The organism is Streptomyces sp. ISL-12, from assembly GCF_018614415.1.
In the GTDB taxonomy this organism is placed as follows: Bacteria; Actinomycetota; Actinomycetes; order Streptomycetales; family Streptomycetaceae; genus Streptomyces.
The window spans coordinates 19,395-40,048 of the sequence record NZ_JAGGOO010000053.1; the positions used below are offsets into that span (position 1 = coordinate 19,395).

Sequence of the window (20,654 nt, forward strand, 5' to 3'; positions counted from 1 at the left end):
TCAGACCTCCTGGAGCAGTGTGTCGGTGGTGGTCACGACCGCGCAGCGGCCGGCCGCGTAGCGCAGCGCCATGTCGTGGTCGGCGCGGGAGAAGTCGGCCACGGCGTCGGCGACGACGAACGCCTGGATGTCGCGCTGCCAGGCGTCGGCGGCGGTCATCAGCACGCCGATGTGCGCGTACACGCCGGCGACGACGATCTGGTCGCGGTTCTTCTCCCGCATCAGGTCCGCCAGTTCGGTGCGGACGAACGCGCTGTACTTCCACTTGGTCAGCACCGTGTCCCCGTCCTGCGGGGCCACCGCGTCCGGCGTGGCGAGTTTCGCCGGGTCGTCGGCGACGCCGGGACCCCAGAAGTCCAGCTGGAGACCGCGCTGCTCGGGGGTCTGGCCGCCGCGCTGGGCGGAGTAGACGACCGGCACACCCAGGCGCCGGTACTCCTTGAGGAGGCGGGCCGTGTTGCCGAGCATGCCGGTCAGCGGCTGCTCGCCGGCCGGGAACGCGCCGAGGAAGTGCTGTTGCAGGTCGTGCACGAGCAGGACGGCACGCGCCGGGTCCACGGTCCACGACACCCGGTTGGCGGGCAGCTCGTCCGGTGCCGGGAGCGGATAGGGGGCGATGGCGGGAAGTGCCATGGGGGAGTCCTCTCGGATGCGGTCAGGACTGTTCGGCGGCGGACCGCAGATGCTTCTTGCTGATCTTGCCGACGCCGGTCTGGGGGAAGGCGTCGACGAACTCGACGAGGTCGGGGACCTTGTAGGCGGCGATGCCGCGCTCACGGACGAACCGCTTGACGGCCACCGGCTTCAGCGGCTCGGCGTCCTCGCGCAGGATGACGTAGGCGAGGGAGCGCTCGCCGAGGTACTCGTCGGGTACCGCGACCACGGACACGTCGTGGACGGCGGGGTGGGCGAGGATGATGTTCTCGACCTCTTCGGGGGCGATCTTCTCGCCGCCGCGGTTGATCTGGTCCTTGGCCCGGCCCACGACGACGAGGTGGCCGCTGGGCAGCCGGCGGACGAGGTCGCCGGTGCGGTAGAAGCCGTCCTCGGTGAAGGAGCGGCGGTTGTGGTCGGGGGCGCGCCAGTAGCCGCGGATGGTGTACGGGCCGCGGGTCAGCAGGTGTCCGGGCTCGCCCTCGGGGACGTCGTTGTCCTCGTCGTCGACGACGCGGATCTCGTCGTCGGGAGAGATGGGCCGGCCCTGGGTGGTGACGACGGTCTCGGTGTCGTCGTCCAGCCGGGTGTAGTTGACCAGTCCCTCCGCCATGCCGAACACCTGCATCAGCCGGCAGCCGAGCGCGGGCTCCAGGCGGCGGGCGGCCTGCTCGCTGTACTTGGCGCCGCCGACCAGGGCCAGCTCCAGGCTGGACAGGTCGTGCTCGGCAGCCGGAGCGGCGTCGGTCCACACCAGCGCCAGCGGCGGCACCAGCGCCGTCATGGTGATCCGCTCGGCCGCGATCAGCGGGAACGCGGTGGCCGGGTCGGGTTTCGGGGACAGCACCACCGTGCCGCCCGCGTACAGCACGCCGAGCCAGCCCGGCGAGCTCATCGGGAAGTTGTGCGCGGCGGGCAGCACCACCAGGAACCGGGTGGCGTCGTCCACCCCGCAGATCTCGTTGGAGCCCCACAGCGAGTACATGTAGTCGTCGTGGGTGCGCGGGATCAGTTTGTTCAGACCCGTCGTGCCGCCGGAGAGCTGGAGGAACGCCAGCTCGTGCGGCTCGGGCCCGTCGAACGGGCCGGACGGCTCGCACGGCACCTCGCTCAGCGCGGTGTGCTCACCGGGCTCGCCGGCCACGAACACGTGCTTCAGGCTCGGCACCTGCTCCAGCATCGCCGAGGCCAGCTCCCGGTGGTCGAAGCCGGCGTGCCGGTCCGGGACGACGTAGGCGACCGCCTCGGTGAAGGAGCAGAAGTGGGCGATCTCCGTCTCGCGGTGCGCGGGCAGCGCGTAGACGGGCAGCGCGCCGATCCGGAAGAGCCCGAAGACCACCTCGACGAACTCGCCGATGTTCGGCAGCTGGACGACCACCCGGTCGCCCTTGCGGATGCCGCGCGCCAGGAACCCGGCGGCCATCCGGTCGGCCCGCTCGTCCAGCTCCCGGTAGGTCCAGGTGCGGCGCTCGGGGGCCGGGTCGACCAGGGCGGTCCGGTCGGGGTGCGCGGCGGCACGCTCGCGCAGCACGCCGCCGAAGGTCTCGCCGCGCCAGTAGCCGGCGGCGCGGTAGCGCTCGGCGAACTCGGCGGGCCAGGTGGGGGAGTCCACACCGGGGGTGAGGGTCACAGCGAAGCTCCAACGGCGTGCAGGAACGTACGGAACTTGGCGGCGGTCTCCGCCGTCTCGGCCTCCGGGGTGGACGCCGCCACGACACCGGCGCCGGCGAACAGCCTGAGGGTCCTGCCCTCGGCCTCGGCGCAGCGGATCGTCACGACCCACTCGCCGTCGCCGTCGGCGTCCTGCCAGCCGACCATGCCGGTGTAGGCCCCCCGGTCGAAGGGCTCCGACTCGGCGATGACCTGCCGGGCCAGCTCGGTGGGCGTGCCGCACACCGCCGGGGTGGGATGCAGCGCGGACGCCAGGTCCAGGGCGGTGGTGGCCCCGGGGTCGGCCAGTTCGCCGGTGACGGTGGTCGACAGGTGCCACATGGCGGCGGTCCGCACCAGCGTGGGCCGCTCGGGCACCTCGAGGGTGGTGCAGAACGGCGCCAGCGCCTCCCGTACGGCGGCCACCACGACGGCGTGCTCGTGCAGGTCCTTCTCGGACTCCAGCAGCGCGACCGCGCGCCGCACGTCCTCGGCGAGGTCCTCGCTGCGCGGCGCCGACCCGGCGAGGGGGTTGGCGGTGAGCGAGCCGCCCTGCCGGGAGACCAGCAGTTCGGGGCTGGCGCCGATCAGGGTGCGGCCGGGACCGCTGGGCACCGCGAAGGTGTAGCCGGCCGGGTCGCGGCGGGCCAGCCGGCGCAGCATGGCCGGCAGGTCGGGCTCGCGGCCGGAGGTCAGCTCCAGGCTGCGGGCGAGGACGACCTTGTCGAACTCGCCGGCCCGCATCCGCGCCACCGCCGCGGCGACCGCCTGGCCGTACCGCTCGGGGGAGGGGACCTCCTCGACCCGCCAGTCCGGCCGGTCCTCGTCCTGCGGGACGGCCAGCGCGACCAGCGGGTCCTCGCGCAGCGGCGGCGCCCAGTGCACCATGTCCGGCACCGCCAGCGCGGCCGGGCCGTCGGGGGCGAAGGGCAGGGTGCCGACGACGACCGGCGCCGCGGCTCCCGGGCGGCGCAGTCCGTCGAGCACCTCGCGCACCCGCACGGCCGGCGGCCGGGCGTCGTCGGGTATCACGGCGGCGGTGCCGCGGCCCAGCAGTGTCCGGTGCGGGGTGGCCAGGAAGCGGTCGGTGGCCGGGCGGTACGCGTCGAGCAGGGAGGTCGCTGTGCCCGGGGAGACGGGCGTGGCGGCGGTGGGTTCGTGCAGGGAAACGGACATGACAGTCTCCTGTGGGGGACTCCGGGACTCCGTGAGGACTCCGGTGGGGGACTCCGTTGGGGACGGGCCGGGCCGGGGTGGGGCTCAGGCCCGCAGGGTCGCGCCGCCGTCGACGTACAGGTCGTGCATCGTGATGTGGCGGGCCCGGTCGGAGGCGAGGAAGACGACGGCGTCGGCGATGTCGGAGGGGTCGGCGATCCGGCCGAGCGGGATGCCCGTGCGGTAGGACGCCAGGTCCCCCTCGATGACGCGCCGCGCCGAGGCCTCTTCCTCGCCCTCGGTCCACAGCGCGCGCTGCATGTCGGTCATGGTCGAGCCGGGCGAGACCGTGTTGCAGCGCACCCCCTGCCGGGCGACCTCCAGGCCCAGGCACTTGGTGAACATCACCGCGGCGGCCTTGGAAGCCGCGTACGCGGCGAAGTTGGCGCGGGGGATGCCGCCCGCGTTGGAGGCGACGGTGACGATGCTGCCCCGGCCGCGTCCGGTCATGCGGCGGGCGACGGCGCGCGAGACGTGGAACACGCCGGTGGTGTTGACCGCGAAGTGCGCCGCCCAGTCCTCGTCGGTGAGTTCGGTGACGGGCGCGTCGCGCAGGACGCCGGCCACGTTCACGGCGATGTCCAGCGGCCCGAGCCCGGACTCGGCCGCGTCCACCAGCGTGTCCACGGCGGCGGCGTCGGTGACGTCGAGCCGCCGGGGGGTGACCCGCTCGCCGAGCTTGCCGGCGAGCGTCTCCACGTCGCCGAGTGCGAGGTCGGTGGCGACGACCCGGGCGCCCTCCTCGACCAGCGCCTCGACCACCGCCGCGCCGATGCCCCGGCCCGCCCCCGTCACGAGGGCGAGCCGGCCGTCCAGCGCGCCGCTCACGAGGCCAGCGCCTTCGTCAGGTCGGCCAGGACGATCTGCGCGGCGAGCGGGCCGCCGGCGCTGTTCCAGGCGGAGCCCTGGACCACGACGACGTGACCCGCCTTCTCGGCCTTCAGCTTGGAGAAGTTGGGGACCTTCCTGGCCTCGGCGTACGCCTTCTCGCCGTCGGCCTGGTCGCCGAGGGTGCCGAAGACCAGCCAGTCGCCGTCGATGGTGGAGAGCTTCTCCAGGCTGACCGGCTCGCTGTGGCCGCTGCCCACGCCCTGCTGGTCCTCGGGCCGCTCCAGGCCCAGGTCGGTGATGGTCGAGCCGACGTGGCCGACACCGCGGCCGACCGCCGACGGGGCACTGTTCTGCCAGCGGATCACGCTGACCACCGCGCCCGCGTTGTCACCCAGCTTCTTCTTGGTGGCGGCCAGGTCCGCATCGAAGTCGCTGATGATCTTCTCGGCCTCCGACGCCTTGTTGAGGGCGTCGGCGGTGGCCGTGAAGGCCTTCTTCCAGTCCTCGTTGAGCTTGGCGGTGACCACCGTCGGGGCGATCGACTCCAGCTTGGAGACCTGGGTCTTCACGGCGGTCGTCTCGTCGAGCAGGATCAGGTCGGGCTGGAGCGCGGCGACCTTCTCCATGTCGGCCTCGGCGACCGTGGCGACGACCTGGGCCTTGCCCGCCTTGTCGGCCAGGTAGGTGGAGACGCCCTTCTGCCCGCGGCCCGCGGTGGCGCCGACCGGCTCCACGCCGAGTGCCAGGGCGGCGTCCAGGGTGGGCTCGCTCAGCGTGACGACCTTCTTCGGGTCGGCGGGCACGTCGACCTCGCGGCCCGTGGCGTCGGTGACCTGACGGGTGCTCGACTCCTTGCCGCTCGCGGTGTCGCTGCCGCCGTCGTCGTCCCCGCAGCCGGTCAGGAGGACCGCTCCGGCCAGGACCGCGGCGGCGGACGTCAGAACGGTTCTGCGGGTGGAACGTGCACGGGACATGGAAGAAGGACTCCTCGGTCGTGGGTGAGTTGGCGGAAAAGAGGTCTTGGGGGTCAGCGGGCGCCCAGCAGCCGGACCAGGCCGTCGGCCAGCGCGCCGTGCCAGCAGGCGTAGTCGTGGCCGCCGTTGTACGTGCTGAGGGTGACCGGACAGCCGGCGGCGCTCAGGGCGTCGTACAGGGCGCGGCTGTGGTCGACCATGGGGCCCTCGTGCAGTCCGACGTCCAGATGGACCGTCACGGGGCGCGGCGGCGCGGACCGGTACCGGGCGACGAGCCAGGGGTCGCCGGACACGAGGGGTTTGGGACCGGCCGGCGACGGCAGTCCGGGCCGCCACCACAGGGAGGCGGACTGGGCGAGGACGTTGCCGAACCGGTCGGGCCGCAGGAACCCGGCGTACAGGGCGGTCATGCCGCCCAGGCTCTGCCCGGCGACCACGGTCCGCCGCGGGTCCGTGGTGAGCGGCCAGCGGCCGGCCGCCCAGGGCAGCAACTCGTCGGCCAGGAAGGCGACGAACGGCTCCCGGGCACCGAGGTCGCGCCAGCGGGTCCGGCGGTCCACGGCGTCCGGCGCGACCACGACCAGCGGCGGCAGCGCCCCGTCGGCGATCATCGCGTCGAGGGTGTCGCCGAAGCCCAGCCGGCCGAACCACATGTCGCCGTCGCACACCACGGCCACCGGCAGCGGCGTCCCGGCGTGGCGGTCGAGCCCCGGCGGCAGGTACACCCAGGTGTCCCGGTCGTCGACCGGCTCCGCGGCCGTCACCCGGTGGCGTTCGACCCGGCCGGCTGGGACCGTGCCCCGGCGTCCGGTCCACGGCTGGGCCGGGGCGTCGGGCAGGGCGAAGACCGAGCCGTCGGCCGGCTGCCAACGGGTGGCGATCCGGCGGGCGTTGAGCGGGTCGGCGGCGGCGTGGGCGGACAGCGACCGCAGCCGCTGCTGGAGGCCGGCCGGGTCGGCCGGGGGCTCCCGCAGCGAGATGTCGGCGGCCAGCCGGTAGGAGCCGCGGTGGTCGGCGCGCAGCCGCAGGCCCAGGTGCCACACGTCCGTCCCCGGCACCCGCTCCAGGAGCGAACCGGCGAGGTGGTCGCGGTCGGTGAGGCGGTTGCCGTGGAACAGCACCTGCCGGGTGGCGCGGTGACCGCGCCACAGGAAGGTGACCGCGCGGTGGCCGGGCCGGCCGTCCAGCTCCTCGACCAGCGGAGTGCCGAAACGTTCCGCCTCTGCCCAGAACTCGGCGGCCAGCGCGGCGCGTCGCGCGGCGTCGGCACCTTCCGCCTCCGCCAGGAGGCGTGCCACGCGCGGACCGGTGACGCGGACCGGACGGATGTCCGGGGAGGCATCACTCGGGGCGGAACTGGGCAGGCTGGTCATCGGTGTTCTCCGTGGACCGCGGTCAGGGGTATACAGGGGACGGTCGGTTTCCGTCGACGTGATCGTCAACAGCCCCGGTAAGGGTAGCCTAAGCTAACCACATGTTCATTGGAATGTGTGCACTGCACCGGCCGAAAACGGTGCCCGACTCCCGGTGCCGCCGCGCCCGTACGGCGGCCGCCCCGTGAGCGCCGCGACGGCCCCCGCCCCGCCGGACACGGCGCCCGGCGCCCGCACCCCGCGCGGCCGGGCCGCGGTGCGCCCGGCCGGTCTGCTGCTCGGCCTGGTGCTGCTGGTCGCGGCGGCCGCCCTGTCGCTGGCCGTCGGCGCCAAGGGGATACCCCTGGACCAGGTCTGGTCCGGTCTGTTCAGCCCCTCGGGCACCGAGAACGACGCGATCGTGCGGGACTTGAGACTGCCCCGCACCCTCATCGGCGTCGCGGTCGGCGCGGCCCTCGGCCTCGGCGGCGCGGTCATGCAGACCCTGACCCGCAACCCGCTCGCCGACCCCGGCCTGCTCGGCGTCAACGCGGGCGCGTCCGCCGCCGTGGTCACCGCGATCGGCGTCCTGGGCATCACCTCGTTCACCGGGTACCTGTGGTTCGCCCTGGCCGGCGCGGCCGTCGCCGCCACCGCCGTCAACGCCCTCGGCGGCGGCCGCTGGGCCACCCCGGTCCGCCTCGCGCTCGCCGGAACCGCCGTCAACGCGGCCCTGTTCGGCTACGTCAACGGCCTCTCGCTGTGGCATCTGAGCACCCTGGACGAGATGCGGTACTGGTCGGTCGGCACGCTCGCCAAGCGCGACGTGTCCCTGCTGCTCACCGTGGCGCCGCTGCTCGCGGCCGGCGCGCTGCTCGCCTTCGCGCTGGCCCGGCCGCTCGGCGCGATCGCGCTCGGCGAGGACCACGCGCTGGCCCTCGGCACCCGGGTGCGCCGCGTGCGGGTGCTCTCCGTCGTCGCCATCACCCTGCTGTGCGGCGGCGCGACCGCCGTGTGCGGGCCGATCGGCTTCATCGGCCTGATGATCCCGCACGCCGCCCGCGCCTTCTGCGGACCCGACCCGCGCTGGCTCATGCCGTACTGCGCGGTGTTCGCGCCGGTGCTGCTGCTCGTCTCCGACGTCGTCGGCCGGATCGTGGTGCCGCCGTCGGAGATCGAGGTCGGCACCGTCACCGCGTTCCTCGGCGGGCTCCTCTTCATCCATCTGGTACGGCAGCGGAAGGTGGCCCAGCTGTGAGCGTCGTGCGGGCCGGGCAGCGGCACGAGAAGAAGCGGGACGGCGAGGCGACGGTGTCCCGGGCCCACCCGCGGCGCGGACTGCTGCGCGCGGGGCGCTGGTCGGTGCGGTACGACCCCCGGGCGGTACTGGTCTGCGCGGTGCTGGCCGCGCTGGCGGCGCTCGCGATGGTGCTCGCCATCGGCACCGGGACCTACGCGCTGTCCCCGGCCGAGGTGGTGCGCACCCTCTTCGGCGACGGCCCGCCGGGCGCCGAGTTCGTGGTGCTCGACCTCAGACTGCCGCGCGCGCTGGTGGCCGCGCTGGTCGGGTTCGGGATGGGCATGGCGGGCGCGGTGTTCCAGTCGCTCACCCGCAACCCGCTCGGCAGCCCCGACGTCATCGGGTTCGGCAACGGGGCCTCGGCCGGCGCGCTCGTCGCCATCATCATCCTGGACGCGGGCACGGCGCAGACCGCCGTCGGCGCGGTGTGCGGCGGCCTCGCCACCGCCGCCGCCGTCTATCTGCTGGCCTGGAAGCGCGGGGTGCACGGCTACCGGCTGGTCCTCGTCGGCATCGGCGCCTCCGCGGTGCTGGGCGCGGTGACCAGCTTCCTGTACCTGCGCGCCGACATCGGCAAGGCGGCCCAGGCGGCGAGCTGGACGATCGGCTCGCTCAACGCCCGGGACTGGAGCGACGTATGGATCGCGGCGCTCGGCGTCGTGGCCCTCGGCCCGGTCGTCCTGGTGTACGCACGGCGCCTGACCATGCTGGAGATGGGCGACGACACCGCCGCCGCGCTCGGGGTGCCGCCGGAGCGCAGCCGCCTGGTGCTGCTGAGCGCCGGCACGGGGCTGACGGCGCTGGCGGTCGCGGCGGCCGGGCCGATCCCGTTCGTGGCCATGGCCGCGCCGCAGCTGGCACGCCGGGTGACGCGCGCCGCGGGCCCCAACGTCCTGCCCGCCGCCTGGATGGGCGCCCTCCTGCTCACCGCGGCCGACCTCACCACCCAGCGGGCGACCGGCTCGGCCCTGCTGCCGGTCGGCGTCCTGACCGGAGTGGCCGGCGGCGCGTACCTGGCGTGGCTGCTGCGGGGGGAGCGGCGCGGGGCCCGCCTCTGAGCGGGGCTGGGGTGCGAGGGTCTGTGCGGGGTGCGCCCCCCGACGGCACGGGAAACCTCACGCACCCCGCACCTCGCCTTTTCTCCGTACCGCGGTCGGCTCCCGCAGCCCGCGGAGCAGGAGCCGTCCCACCGCCGGGAGGGCGATCAGCGGCAGCAGCGCCGTCCGCAAGGACGCCTCGTCCGCCAGGGCGCCCAGGGCCGGCGCGGCGAGGCCGCCGGCGCTCACCGCCAGGCCCAGGGTCACCCCGCTGGCGGTGCCCGTCCGCCGGGGCGGGAAGTCCTCGCCGAGCGTGATGTGCAGGGAGAACGGCACGTACAGCCCCGCCGAGGTCAACGCCACGAACAGGTACACCGCCCAGCCCGGTACGAGGACCACCCCGGTGACCGCGACGACGGTCAGGCTCGCTGTCTGTGACTGGCGTCGTCGGCACTCCGTTCGGGGCTCGCTGTTTGTGACTGGCGTCGTCGGCACTCCGCCCGCCGCCCGCCACCGGCACCGCCGACACCCCGCCCGACCCGCCGCCCCCACCGTGCTTACCGTCGAGTAATATCGCGCGCCAGGCCCCCCGGAGGAGGAACCGTGTCCCGGTCCGAACGCTCGCCCCTGCTGCTCGCCGGCCTGCTGGCCGCCGCGGGCGCCGCCCACTTCGCCGACCCCCGCCGCTTCGACGAGATCGTCCCGCGCGGCCTGCCGGGCACGCCCCGGGCCTGGACGTACGTCAGCGGTGCCGTCGAACTGGCGCTGGCCGCCGGGATCGCCCTGCCGCGCACCCGGCCCGCCGCCGCCCGGGCCGCCGCGGCCTTCTTCGTCGGCGTCTTCCCCGCCAACGTCAAGATGGCCGTCGACTGGCGGCACCGCCCCACGCCCCAGAAGGCCACCGCGTACGGACGGCTGCCCCTGCAACTGCCGCTGGTGCTGTGGGCCCGCGGTGTCGCCCGGAACGCGCGGGACGCGGCATGAGCGGGCGCCCGGGGCCCGGCGACACCGCCCCCGACTTCACGCTGCCGGACGAGACCGGCACCGAGCGCAGCCTGACCGGTCTGCTCGCCGACGGCCCGGTGGTGCTCTTCTTCTACCCGGCCGCGCTCACCCCCGGCTGCACCGCCGAGGCCTGCCACTTCCGCGACCTCGCCGCCGAGTTCGCCGCCGTGGGCGCCCGGCCCGTCGGCATCAGCGGCGACCCCGTGGACCGCCAGCGGGAGTTCGCCGGCCGGCACGCGCTCGGCATGCCCCTGCTGTCCGACGCCGACGGCACGGTCCGCGAGCGGTTCGGCGTACGGCGGGGCTTCACCCTCGCCCCGACCAGGCGGGTCACCTTCGTCATCGCCGAGGACCGTACGGTGCTGGACGTCGTCCGCAGCGAACTGCGCATGGCCGCGCACGCCGACCGGGCCCTGGCGGCCCTGCGCGCTCACCGCTCCTGAGGAACCGGCCGGCGGCGCCCGTGACCGCCCCGGACGGCGCTCTCGGATCCGCAGCGGTTGATAGCGGGACGTAAAGGGTTAATCCTGGACGGCATGGAGCACGCCTCCGCTGCGGCGATCGTGGACACCGACGGCCTGGTGACGGGGTGGAGCGAGGGTGCCCGGCGGCTGACCGGGTACCCGGCCGAGGAGGCCGTGGGCCGGTACGCGCGCGACCTGCTCGCCCAGGACGCGGAGCCCGGTGCCGGGTCCGCCCAGTCGGGCACGGTCCTGGTGCGCCACCGGGACGGCTCAGCGGTGGCGCTGACGCTGCGCGCCCTGCCGCTGCTCACGGCGGACGGCTCACCGGGCGGGTACGTGGTCACCGCCGAGCGGCCGGGCGAGGGCACCTTCGCCCTGACCGGGGAGACCTTCCAGCAGTCGTCCCTGTCGATGTCCGTGCACGATGTCGCGCAGCGGTACCTGCGCGCCAACGACACGGCGCTGCGGCTGCTGGGGACCACGGAGCAGCAGCTGCTCGGGCGCCGGCTCTCCGACATCATGGAGGGCATCGACGCCGACGGCCCGGGCTTCCACCAGTACCTGCGGCAGGTCGCCGAGACCGGCCGCCCCGCGCGCTACGAGACCCTCACGCCCGCTTCCTCCCCGCTCGGCGAGCACGCCTGGCGGGTGGAGATGTGGCCGGTGCGCGACGCGTCCGGCGCGGTGGCCGCCGTCGCCATGGCCGGGCTGGAGACCACCGAGCAGCACCGGGCGCGGCAGCGGCTGGCCCTGCTGAACGAGGCCGCGGCGGGCATCGGCACCACCCTGGACGTGGTCCGCACCGCCGAGGAACTGATCGAGCTGCTGGTACCGCACATGGCCGACTTCGCCGGCGTGGACCTGCTCGACTGGGTGCTGGGCACGGAGGAGCCGGTCGTGGAGTCGGCCACGGACGTCTCGCTGCGCCGGGTGGCCCACCGCTCCGCCACCGAGAACTATCCCCGGCCCACCCCCCATCTGGGCGAACGGATCGTCCACCCGACGTACTCGATGGCCGCCCAGGCGCTGCGGGAGGGCCGGGCGGTGCTCAGGGGGCCGGGCGACCCGGACTTCGACCGCTGGATCCGGCTGCGCAACGAGCAGGCCCCGCACAACCGCGCCTGGCGCCGGAGCCTGCGCTCGGCCCTGGCGGTACCCCTGCGGGCCCGCGGCACCACCCTCGGGGTCGTGCTGCTCGCCCGCGGCGCGCCCGGGGAGCCGTACGTAGGCGACGACGTGGCCCTGGCCGAGGAACTCGCCAGCCGGGCGGCCGTCTGTGTGGACAACGCCCGCCGTTTCGCCCGGGAACGCGGCACCGCGCTGGCCCTCCAGCACAGCCTGCTCCCCACCGGCCTGCCGGGACAGGCGGCGGTGGAGGTGGCCCACCGCTACCTGCCCTCCGGGTCGGCGGCCGGCATCGGCGGCGACTGGTTCGACGTGATCCCGCTCTCCGGCTGCCGGGTCGCCCTGGTCGTCGGCGACGTCGTCGGCCACGGCATCCCGTCCTCGGCGACCATGGGCCGGCTGTGCACGGCCGTCCGCACCCTCGCCGACGTCGACCTGCCGCCCGACGAACTCCTCACCCACCTGGACGACCTGGTCAGCCACCTCGCCGCCGGCGGCGAGGGCGACGAGGCCGCCGAGCTGGGCGCCACCTGCCTCTACGCCGTCTACGACCCCGTGTGCCGCCGCCTCACCGTGGCCGCCGCGGGGCATCCCGCCCCCGCCGTCCTGCTGCCCGACGGCAGCGCGCGGCTGGTCGACATGACCGCCGGGCCGCCGCTCGGCGTCGGCGGCCTGCCCTTCGAGGCCACGGAACTGGAGCTGCCCGAGGGCTCCGTCGTCGCCCTGTACACCGACGGCCTCATCGAGGACCGCGTCCGCGACCTCGACCAGGCCACCGCCGAGCTCTGCCACGCCCTGACCGCGTCCGTGCCCTCGCTGGACGAGCTGTGCGACAGCGTGCTCAAGGCCGTGATGCCCGAGGACCCCCGCGACGACATCGCCCTGCTGCTGGCCCGCACCCGGGCGCTGGGGGCCGAGCAGGTCGCCACCTGGAACATCACCCCCGACCCGGCGCAGGTCGCCGCCACCCGGACCTCCGTCATGGAACGGCTGGCCGCCTGGGGCCTGGCGGAGACCGCGTTCGTCACCGAACTCGTGGTCAGCGAGCTGGTCACCAACGCCATCCGCTACGGCGAACCCCCCATCCAGCTGCGGCTCATCCGCGACCACAGCCTCATCTGCGAGGTCTCCGACGCCAGTTCCACCTCACCGCACCTGCGCCGGGCGCACGCCTACGACGAGGGCGGCCGGGGGCTGCTGCTGGTCGCCCAGCTCACCCAGCGCTGGGGCAGCCGGCCGACCGGCGGCGGCAAGACCATCTGGGCCGAGCAGTCGCTCCCCCAGGGCTGACCGCGCGGCTCTCCACCGCGTCAGAACTCCTCGTGCGTCTCCGGGTCACCGCCGATCCGCCGCCGGGTACGGTCGGCGATCGCCCGCATCTGGTCCGCGTCCAGCTCGAAGCCGAAGACGTCGAGGTTCTGCCGCTGCCGCCCGGGGTCCGCCGACTTCGGGACCGGCACCGCGCCGAGCTGGAGGTGCCAGCGCAGCACCGCCTGACCGGGGGTCACCCCGTGGGCGCCGGCCACGGCGGCGACGGCCGGGTCGTCGAGCAGGTCGCTGCCCCGGCCCAGCGGGCTCCAGCTCTCGGTGCGGATGCCCTTGCCCTCGTGGAAGGCGCGCAGTTCGTCCTGGGGGAGGAGCGGGTGCAGCTCGATCTGGTTGACGGAGGGCAGCACGCCGGTCTCCTTCTCCAACCGCTCGATGTGCCCGGCGGTGAAGTTGGAGACGCCGATCGACCGGACCAGGCCCTCCTCGCGCAGCTTGATCATGGCCTTCCAGGAGTCGACGTACCGGTCGACGCGGGGCAGCGGCCAGTGGATCAGGTACAGGTCGACGTAGTCCAGGCCGAGCCGGGCGCGGGACTGCTCGAAGGAGGCGAGGGTCTCCTCGTAGCCGTGGTGGCGGCCGGGCAGCTTGGTGGTGACGACGATCTCCTCGCGGGGCACGCCGGCGTCGGTCACGCCGAGGCCGACTCCGGTCTCGTTGCGGTAGTTGGCCGCGGTGTCGATCAGGCGGTAGCCCAGGCCGAGTGCCTCGGCGACCGCCCGCCGCGCCTCGGCGTCGTCCATCGGCCAGGTGCCCAGCCCCAGCGCGGGGAGCGCGGTGCCGTCGTTGAGGGTGTGTGCCGGGATGCTGCTCACGGGAGACCTTCTCTCGACTGCGTACGGAACGGATGGCGCTTCCAGCCTCCGGGACGGCGCCGCGGTGATCAACCCGGCGTCGCGGTCCGGGAAGTTCCCGAGGCGCTCTCGCCATACCCGGCGCGGGCTGTCACGATCTTTGGCATGACGACGGACAGGGGCGGCGCGGAGCGGACGGCACAGCGGGACACGGGGGTCGAGGTGCGGCCCGCCGCGGGGCACATCGGCGCCGACATCACCGGCGTGGACCTGGCCGGCGACCTCACCGACGCGCAGGTCGCCGCCGTGCGGGCCGCCGTCCTGCGTCACAAGGTGGTGTTCTTCCGCGACCAGCGGCTGGACCACGCCGCGCACGTCGCCCTGGCCCGCCGGTTCGGCGAACCGGTCGTCCTGCCCCGGCGCGGCAAGGCGTCGCCGCCGGACGTCCCGGAGGTCGAGACGACCGCCGACCGGCTGGAGCTGGGCGGCCGGTTCGGCATGGAGCACGACGAGTGGCTCGCCCGGCGCCGGCACACCCTGCTGCGCGGCTGGCACTGCGACCACGGCGCCCGCGTCGACCCGCCCGCGGCGACCATCCTGCGCGCCGAGACCGTACCGCCGTACGGCGGCGACACCACCTGGTCCAACCTGGCCGCCGCCTACGCCGGGCTCTCCGCCCCGTTGCGCGCGTTCGCCGACGGACTGCGCGCCGAGCACCGCCTGGGCGTCGGCTACCAGCCCCGCCCGGGCGACGACGCCTACCTCCGCCGCCTGCTGGACCACCAGATCGCCACCGTCCACCCGCTGGTCCGCGTCCACCCGGAGACGGGGGAGCGGGTGCTGTACGTCAACGGCTACTACGTCGAGCAGATCACCGGCCTGTCCCGCCCGGAGAGCGCGGCGGTCCTCCAACTGCTGCTGGAGCAGGCGACCCGGCCCGAGTACACCGTCCGGTTCCGCTGGGAGCCGGGCAGCGTCGCCTTCTGGGACAACCGGGCCACCATCCACCTGGCGCCCAGCGACAACGCCCACCTGGACCACCCCCGGGTCATGCACCGGGTGATGCTGCACGGCGAGATCCCCGTGGGCGTCGACGGCCGCCCCTCCGAACCGCTCACCGGGAGCGCGCCGGGCCGCTGGTGACCGTCACACCAGCGGGATCGTCACCTCGTCCTCGACCGGCGGGTCGGTCTCCTGCGCCCGGTTGCCGGTGGCGGCGAAGCAGCGCAGCCGCACCGCCTCCGGGGTGACGTCCAGCCGCAGGAAGCACTTGAAGAACGGCGGGCTGTACGTCGCCGAACCCGGTGAGAAGAGCTGCGTGTAGATCTTGCGCACCGGCAGCCGGAATCGTTTCCTCTTCTCGGGCCGCCGCCCGGTGCCCAGCAGCCCGGCGACCAGCCGGACCCGCCGGGTGACCCGCGCCGCCCCGGCCCCCTGGGCGCGGGTCGGCCCGATGCCGAGCCGCTCGGCGATCACGGCGGTCGCCTCGGCCTCGGTGAGGGTGAGGAAGCGGCGCAGCCGCAGGCGGCGTCCGTAGAGCGCGCTGTAGAAGGCGAGGGAGTCGCCGCGCAGCGGGTAGCAGCGGAAGTCCCGCTCGGTGACGCCGCCGACCGAGACCCGGGGGATGGTGTGGGTGGCGTGCATGAAGGCACCGCCGCCGCCCGCGACCACGTACTGGATCGTGCGGCCGTCCACGTCGACCGGATAGCGCTGGTAGTTGTGGATGTCACCGCCGATCGCCGCGACGTAGTGATGGGCCGGGTCCCGGACGATGTCGTCGACGGTGCCGCTGCCCTCGACGGGGCACGGGTGGTGCTCCCCGTCGACGTACAGCGGGGAGCCGGTGACCAGGATCTTCGGCCGCGGTCCCCGGGACACCTCGCGCAGCCACGCCCCCTGTTCGGCGTCGACGGTCCCCAGCAGCCCGGTGTCGATGCCGACGACGCGTACCGGGCCCGCGTCGATCGCCCAGTACGGTCCCGGCTGGACGGCCCGCTGCTCGGGCGCCGACCGCAGCCGCCGCGCCTCCGCCAGGTGCCGGCCGTCGTCCGGGCGCGGCCGGTGCCACAGCAGGGAGCGCAGCCAGGCGCGGGTCAGCGGCCGGGGTTCCGGCTCCGGCGGCAGCGGCGGGGCGTCGCCGCAGAAGACCCGCATGAAGCCGCCGAGGTCCTCGTACCAGTCGTGGTTGCCGGGTATCGCGTAGATCGGTGCCCGGTAGTCCCGGTAGGGGCGGAAGAACTTGGGGCCGTAGTCGTCGGCGCTGCCCACCGGATAGATCACGTCACTGGCGAGCACGGCGAACCGGGTGTCCCCGCCCGCCCGCAGCAGCCCCGGCACGACGGCGTACTGCGGATCGTCGCCCTCTCCCGTGTCGCCGATGACCAGGAAGGAGAACCGGTCGGGGTCGTCCCGGCGGATCACCTTGTCGGCAGGGGCCCCGGCCGCCGCCCGCTGCGCCACCCAGCGTCCCCGGGTACGGCCCGTGGGATCACCGAACCAGGAGGCCAGTACGCCGTTGCGGGCGGCCCACAGCATCCGCGGGTCCAGCCAGGAGATCTTCTCGACCCGCTCCGGCATGAGCCGCCGGTACGCGCCGCGCTCCGCGGCACCCCAGCCGGCGCCTTCCGCGGTGTCACGTGAGGAATCAGCCATCCCGGCACCGTAACAACGCCCGCCGGCCGGGCAGGAGGCGGGATGATCGGTCAACGGCGGCCGGACACGGCCGAGTTCGCGCGCACGGTGACGACTCTGCCGGGAAACCTGCCGTCAAATCCGCCGGGACGGCGAGGAGTCCGGGCGCGAGCCGGCCGACGCGTACGGCACCCCGCCGTGCGGTGCCGCCCGTCCGGACGGCACCGGAGCGCGGTTCCGGTCACCCTCGCCCAGGACCAGCAGCGGGTCGAACATGACCACCACCCCGGCCAGCAGCAGGAAGACGGCCGGGCCGAGCAGCATCGGCAGCAGCAGCGAGGCCGGCGAGTCGCCGTCCCAGGTGCCGCCCGAGGTGCCGTGCACATGGACGCCGACCGCGGCCATCCCCGTGTAGTGCATCCCGGAGACCGCGACGCCCATGACCATGCTGGCCCCCAGACTCGCCAGGAAGCCCCGGACGCTGACCGCCGCCCACAGCGCCGCGCTCGCCGCCACCACGGCGATCACCAGGGAGAGCCCGACCGTCAGGACGTCGTAGCTCAGGTCCCCGTCGAGCCGCAGCGCGGCCATGCCCAGGTAGTGCATGGCGGCCACCCCCAGCCCGGTGACCAGGCCCGCCAGGGCCGGCGTGCCGGGCCCGGTACCGCGGTAGCCCACCATGAACACGCCGACGCCGACCACGACGACCGCCACCAGGAGGCTGAGCACGGTGAGCGGGACGTCGTAGCGGACCCGGGTCTCCTCGACGCGGAAACCCAGCATGGCGATGAAGTGCATCGTCCAGATCCCGCAGCCGATCGAGGCCGCGCCCAGCCCCAGCCAGCCCGCCTTGAAGGACTGGGGGCTGAGCAGCGTCCGCACCGTGCAGCGCAGCCCCAGCGCCCCGCCCAGGCAGGCCATCAGATAGGCCGCCACCGGCGTCACGAGCCCGTACCGGAACCCGTCGACCGTGCCTTCCATGAGCCACCCCCCCCGAAGTCATGGCATGCGGTGCAGGAAGGTTTCTACGGGGCCCGGTCGTGCAATTGCAAGGGTTTCCGGAGGCGAGGTGAAACGTCCTCTTCCGGAACGACTCCCTCAGAACGTCCGCTTCAGCAGGTCCAGCAGGGCCGTCCAGTGCCGTTCGGTCGCCGCCTCGTCGTACGCGGCGGTGTCGGCCTGGGTGTACCCGTGCGCCGCGCCGGCGTAGACCTCGCAGCGGTGCCGGACGCCGGCCCCGGTCAGCGCCGCCGCCAGGCGCTCCTGCTGCTCGGGCGGCATGGCGTGGTCCTGGTCGGCGTGGGCGAAGTACACCTCGGCGGTGATCCGGTCGGCCAGCAGGTGCGGGCTGTCCGGGTCGTCGGTGGCCAGTCCGGCGCCGTGGAAGCCGGCCGCGGCGGCCACCCGGTCGGGGTAGGTGCCCGCCGTGTACAGCGCGAGCCGGGCGCCCATGCAGTAGCCGGTCAGCGCGACCGGCCCGTCGGCCGCCTCCGGGCACGCGGCCAGCCAGTCGAGGTACGCCCGCGCGTCCCGCATCGCGAGGTCCGGGGTGAGCGACTGCATGATCGGGCCGAGCCGCTGGAAGATCTCCGGCCGCGCCTGCGGGTCGATGAACTCCGGCAGCTCCACCACCGGCGCCCGGCCGTGCCGGTAGAAGACGTTGGGCACCAGGACGGTGTAACCGGCCCCGGCGAGCCGGTCGGCCATGGACCGCAGCTGCGGGCGCGGCCCGAAGGCGTCCATGTAGAGCAGGACCGCGGGATGCGCCCGCCCGTCGTCGGGACGCGTCAGATACGCGTCGGCGGTGCCGTCCTCGGTGGGGATGTCGACAGCGGTTCCCTGTACGGCGGTCATGGCTGGGCTGCCTCTCTGCGGTGACGTCGGCACACGGCCGCCCGCGGCACGGGCGGACCGGAGATCATCGTGACACGTCCGGTCCCCGGGGCGGACGTGCCCCCCGCGCCCGGCAAGCCCCCGTGACCTGCGCTTGAACCGTCTTTTACCCGCTCATTCGAAGCGCGTCGGGTCGCCCGCCCCGCGGCGCACGATCTCCGGCTCGCCGCCCGAGAAGTCGACGACCGTCGTCGGCTCGGTGCCGCACTCCCCCGAGTCGACGACCGCGTCGACCACGTGGTCGAGCCGGTCCTTGATCTCCCAGCCCTGGGTCAGCGGCTCGTCCTCGTCGGGCAGCAGCAGCGTGCTGGACAGCAGCGGCTCGCCCAGCTCGGCGAGCAGGGCCTGGGTGACGACGTGGTCGGGGATGCGCACACCGACGGTCTTCTTCTTGGGGTGCTGGAGCACCCGCGGCACCTCGCGCGTCGCGGGCAGGATGAAGGTGTAGCTGCCGGGCGTGGACGCCTTCAGCGCCCGGAACACATCGTTGTCGATCCGTACGAACTGGCCGAGCTGCGCGAATTCCTGGCATACCAGGGTGAAGTGGTGCCGGTCGTCCAGCTTGCGGATGGACCGGATGCGGTCGATGCCGTCCCGGCTGCCCAGCCGGCAGCCCAGCGCGTAGCAGGAGTCCGTCGGATAGGCGATCAGCGAGCCCGAGCGGACGCTGTCGGCGACCTGCGCGATGCTGCGCGGCTGGGGGTTGTCGGGGTGCACGTCGAAGTACTTCGCCATCCGCCGAGCTTAAGCCCCCGGCCCCGCCCCGCCCGGCCCGCCCCGGCCGTCCGGCCGGGATGATGGGGCGGGAGACCGAACACCCGAGAAGACGAGAAGAGAGGGACGACGTGGCGGGCCGGGACGAGGACAGCGGGCACGTGCGGTGGGCGGAGGAGCTGCTCGGCCGTCTGAAACCGGCCGGTGACGACGTGGGCGGTGTCGTGGACTGGCTGGCCGGCGCCCTGCACGCGGCCGTGTCACTGCGCGACGGCACCGGGCGGCTGCTGGCCGGCGCCCCGGTGGAGCCGGACGAGGACCTGGTGCGGGACCTCACCGCCGGCCGGATCGCCTCCGCGGCCTTCGAGGACGCCGGGCGCCACCTGCGTCTGGTCCGCGTGGACCATGGCGGCACGGAGCCGGCGGCCGTGCTCGCGGTGGCGCGCGAGGCGCCCTTCGACCGGACGGCCTCCAGCATCGTCGCGCACACCGGGCGGGCGCTCGCCCTGCTGCTGGCCGCCCGCGCCTCGGCCGAGGCGGGGTACCGGCTGGAGCGGGCCACCTCCGACCTGCGCCTGGCGATCCTGCAGCTGCTGATGGTGGAGGAGATCGTCTCCGCGCGCCGGGTCGCCGCGGGGTTCTGGCCGGGACTGCTCGACACCGACACGGCCAGGGTCTACGTCGTCGAGACCGACCCCGACCGGCGCGACCGGCTCGCCCGGGAGTGCCGGGACGCCACCCGGGAAGGCGCCCTCGTCGTGCGCTGCCCCGCCATGGACGGCCATGTGATCGTGGTGGCGCCCCGTGAGAGCACCGGCGACGAACTGCGGGCCCTGGTCCAGCGGCACCCCGGGGTCCTGCTGGGCGGCAGTGTCCGGCAGAGCCTGGTGCGCACGGCCACCGCCTACGGCCAGGCCGTCAGCGCCCTGGCCGTCGCCCGGATCCGCCCGGAGCGGGCGGCCGTGTACGCCGAGCGGACCTCTCCCGAGCGGCTGATCGAGCCGACGGCGCTGCGCGGCTGGACGGCTCGGACACTGCGCCCCCTGGACGGGCTGCCGCACCACACCCGGGCCGAACTGCTCGCCACCACCCGGCTCGGCCTGGAGTTCACCGCCGTCAACGCGGCCAAGATACTCGGCATCAGCCGCAACACCGTCCGGGCCCGCATGGACCGGGTCGCCGCGCTGCTCGGCACGGACTTCACCGACCTGACCGTCCGGGCCACCGCCCACCTCGCGCTGAACGCCGAGGCCGGCTTCGACCCGCACCCCGCCGACCGGGACGCCGGGCGGCCCGGCCGCACCTGCCTCACCGAGCTGCTGACCGAGCCCGCGCCGCGCGCCTGGGCCGGTGACCTCCTCGGCCGGCTGGAGCCCGACCCCCGCAACCTGCGGCGCACCCTGCGCACCTGGATCGCGGCCGGCGGCAACGCGGAGCGGACCGCGCGGACGCTGGGCCTGCACCCGCAGACCGTGCGCGACCACGTCCGCGGCGCCGAACCGGTCCTGGAGCGGCAGCTGCTGGCCGGCGGCGGTGACCTGTACGAGGTCGTCCTGGCCCATCTGGCCGTGGGCGACCTCGAACGTCCGGCGCTGTGCGGCACGAAAGCGGACCATCCGGACTCACCTGTGCACGGGTGAGTCCCCGGGGCCGGACAGCGGGCACCGGCACGCTTCACAGCGGCCGGGC

The 20,654-nt window shown here is 74.6% G+C and carries 18 protein-coding genes and 1 pseudogene; 7 read left to right on the top strand and 12 right to left on the bottom strand.

Annotation, left to right across the window (positions count from 1 at the left end; genetic code table 11):
* From J7I94_RS15015 to fes, 6 genes are all read right to left on the bottom strand, one after another.
* Entirely contained in the window at positions 1-633 is a 633-nt protein-coding gene (locus J7I94_RS15015) for an isochorismatase family protein (RefSeq protein ID WP_215167580.1), read from the bottom strand.
* Between the two features lie 22 nt (positions 634-655).
* A complete protein-coding gene (locus J7I94_RS15020) occupies positions 656-2,284 on the bottom strand; it encodes a (2,3-dihydroxybenzoyl)adenylate synthase (protein WP_215167581.1) in 1,629 nt (542 codons plus the stop codon).
* The gene (locus tag J7I94_RS15025) at positions 2,281-3,480 is read right to left on the bottom strand and encodes an isochorismate synthase (protein WP_215167582.1); all 1,200 of its coding nucleotides are present in this window, start codon (positions 3,478-3,480) and stop codon (positions 2,281-2,283) included. Before J7I94_RS15025 ends, J7I94_RS15020 begins: the two co-directional genes overlap by 4 nt.
* Before the next feature lie 84 nt (positions 3,481-3,564).
* On the bottom strand, positions 3,565-4,347 hold the full coding sequence (locus J7I94_RS15030; protein WP_215167583.1) for a 2,3-dihydro-2,3-dihydroxybenzoate dehydrogenase: 783 nt from the start codon (positions 4,345-4,347) through the stop codon (positions 3,565-3,567).
* Positions 4,344-5,324 (bottom strand): ABC transporter substrate-binding protein, encoded by a 981-nt coding sequence (locus tag J7I94_RS15035; RefSeq protein WP_215167584.1) that lies wholly within the window; start codon positions 5,322-5,324, stop codon positions 4,344-4,346. Before J7I94_RS15035 ends, J7I94_RS15030 begins: the two co-directional genes overlap by 4 nt.
* A 53-nt stretch (positions 5,325-5,377) precedes the next feature.
* Positions 5,378-6,697, bottom strand: coding sequence for an enterochelin esterase (fes, locus tag J7I94_RS15040; protein ID WP_215167585.1), 1,320 nt, complete (start codon positions 6,695-6,697; stop codon positions 5,378-5,380).
* Positions 6,698-6,881: 184 nt separating this feature from the next.
* On the opposite strand from fes, the gene J7I94_RS15045 reads away from it, so the two are divergent.
* Together J7I94_RS15045 and J7I94_RS15050 are read left to right on the top strand one after the other, a co-directional pair.
* Entirely contained in the window at positions 6,882-7,934 is a 1,053-nt protein-coding gene (locus tag J7I94_RS15045) for a FecCD family ABC transporter permease (RefSeq protein WP_374198387.1), read from the top strand.
* Positions 7,935-7,939: 5 nt separating this feature from the next.
* The gene (locus tag J7I94_RS15050; protein ID WP_374198389.1) at positions 7,940-9,034 is read left to right on the top strand and encodes a FecCD family ABC transporter permease; all 1,095 of its coding nucleotides are present in this window, start codon (positions 7,940-7,942) and stop codon (positions 9,032-9,034) included.
* 57 nt (positions 9,035-9,091) lie between these two features.
* Here J7I94_RS15050 and J7I94_RS15055 read toward each other — a convergent pair.
* A pseudogene (locus J7I94_RS15055) lies at positions 9,092-9,436 on the bottom strand (MFS transporter); the annotation flags it as partial.
* A gap of 180 nt (positions 9,437-9,616) precedes the next feature.
* Between J7I94_RS15055 and J7I94_RS15060 the strand changes: the two are divergent.
* From J7I94_RS15060 to J7I94_RS15070, 3 genes are all read left to right on the top strand, one after another.
* Positions 9,617-9,997 (top strand): DoxX family protein, encoded by a 381-nt coding sequence (locus tag J7I94_RS15060; RefSeq protein WP_215167586.1) that lies wholly within the window; start codon positions 9,617-9,619, stop codon positions 9,995-9,997.
* A complete protein-coding gene (locus tag J7I94_RS15065) occupies positions 9,994-10,461 on the top strand; it encodes a peroxiredoxin (RefSeq protein WP_215167587.1) in 468 nt (155 codons plus the stop codon). Before J7I94_RS15060 ends, J7I94_RS15065 begins: the two co-directional genes overlap by 4 nt.
* 93 nt (positions 10,462-10,554) lie before the next feature.
* A complete protein-coding gene (locus J7I94_RS15070) occupies positions 10,555-12,897 on the top strand; it encodes a SpoIIE family protein phosphatase (RefSeq protein WP_215167588.1) in 2,343 nt (780 codons plus the stop codon).
* Between the two features lie 20 nt (positions 12,898-12,917).
* On the opposite strand, the gene J7I94_RS15075 is transcribed toward J7I94_RS15070, so the two are convergent.
* On the bottom strand, positions 12,918-13,748 hold the full coding sequence (locus J7I94_RS15075) for an aldo/keto reductase (RefSeq protein ID WP_215167589.1): 831 nt from the start codon (positions 13,746-13,748) through the stop codon (positions 12,918-12,920).
* A 144-nt stretch (positions 13,749-13,892) separates the two neighbouring features.
* On the opposite strand from J7I94_RS15075, the gene J7I94_RS15080 reads away from it, so the two are divergent.
* Entirely contained in the window at positions 13,893-14,870 is a 978-nt protein-coding gene (locus J7I94_RS15080) for a TauD/TfdA family dioxygenase (RefSeq protein ID WP_215167590.1), read from the top strand.
* Between the two features lie 3 nt (positions 14,871-14,873).
* Here J7I94_RS15080 and J7I94_RS15085 read toward each other — a convergent pair whose 3' ends face one another.
* The 4 genes from J7I94_RS15085 to J7I94_RS15100 form a co-directional block, all read right to left on the bottom strand.
* The gene (locus J7I94_RS15085) at positions 14,874-16,379 is read right to left on the bottom strand and encodes a metallophosphoesterase (RefSeq protein ID WP_215167591.1); all 1,506 of its coding nucleotides are present in this window, start codon (positions 16,377-16,379) and stop codon (positions 14,874-14,876) included.
* Between the two features lie 114 nt (positions 16,380-16,493).
* Positions 16,494-17,339 carry an MHYT domain-containing protein gene (locus J7I94_RS15090; RefSeq protein WP_215167592.1) on the bottom strand — a complete coding sequence of 282 codons (846 nt, stop codon included), beginning with the start codon at positions 17,337-17,339 and terminating at the stop codon, positions 16,494-16,496.
* A 117-nt stretch (positions 17,340-17,456) separates the two neighbouring features.
* Positions 17,457-18,212 (bottom strand): dienelactone hydrolase family protein, encoded by a 756-nt coding sequence (locus J7I94_RS15095; RefSeq protein ID WP_215167593.1) that lies wholly within the window; start codon positions 18,210-18,212, stop codon positions 17,457-17,459.
* A gap of 153 nt (positions 18,213-18,365) precedes the next feature.
* Complete coding sequence (locus J7I94_RS15100) at positions 18,366-18,986, bottom strand: L-threonylcarbamoyladenylate synthase (protein WP_215167594.1); 621 nt, start codon at positions 18,984-18,986, stop codon at positions 18,366-18,368.
* A 110-nt stretch (positions 18,987-19,096) separates the two neighbouring features.
* On the opposite strand from J7I94_RS15100, the gene J7I94_RS15105 reads away from it, so the two are divergent.
* Positions 19,097-20,605 carry a helix-turn-helix domain-containing protein gene (locus J7I94_RS15105; protein ID WP_374198388.1) on the top strand — a complete coding sequence of 503 codons (1,509 nt, stop codon included), beginning with the start codon at positions 19,097-19,099 and terminating at the stop codon, positions 20,603-20,605.
* The last annotated feature ends 49 nt before the right edge of the window (positions 20,606-20,654 follow it).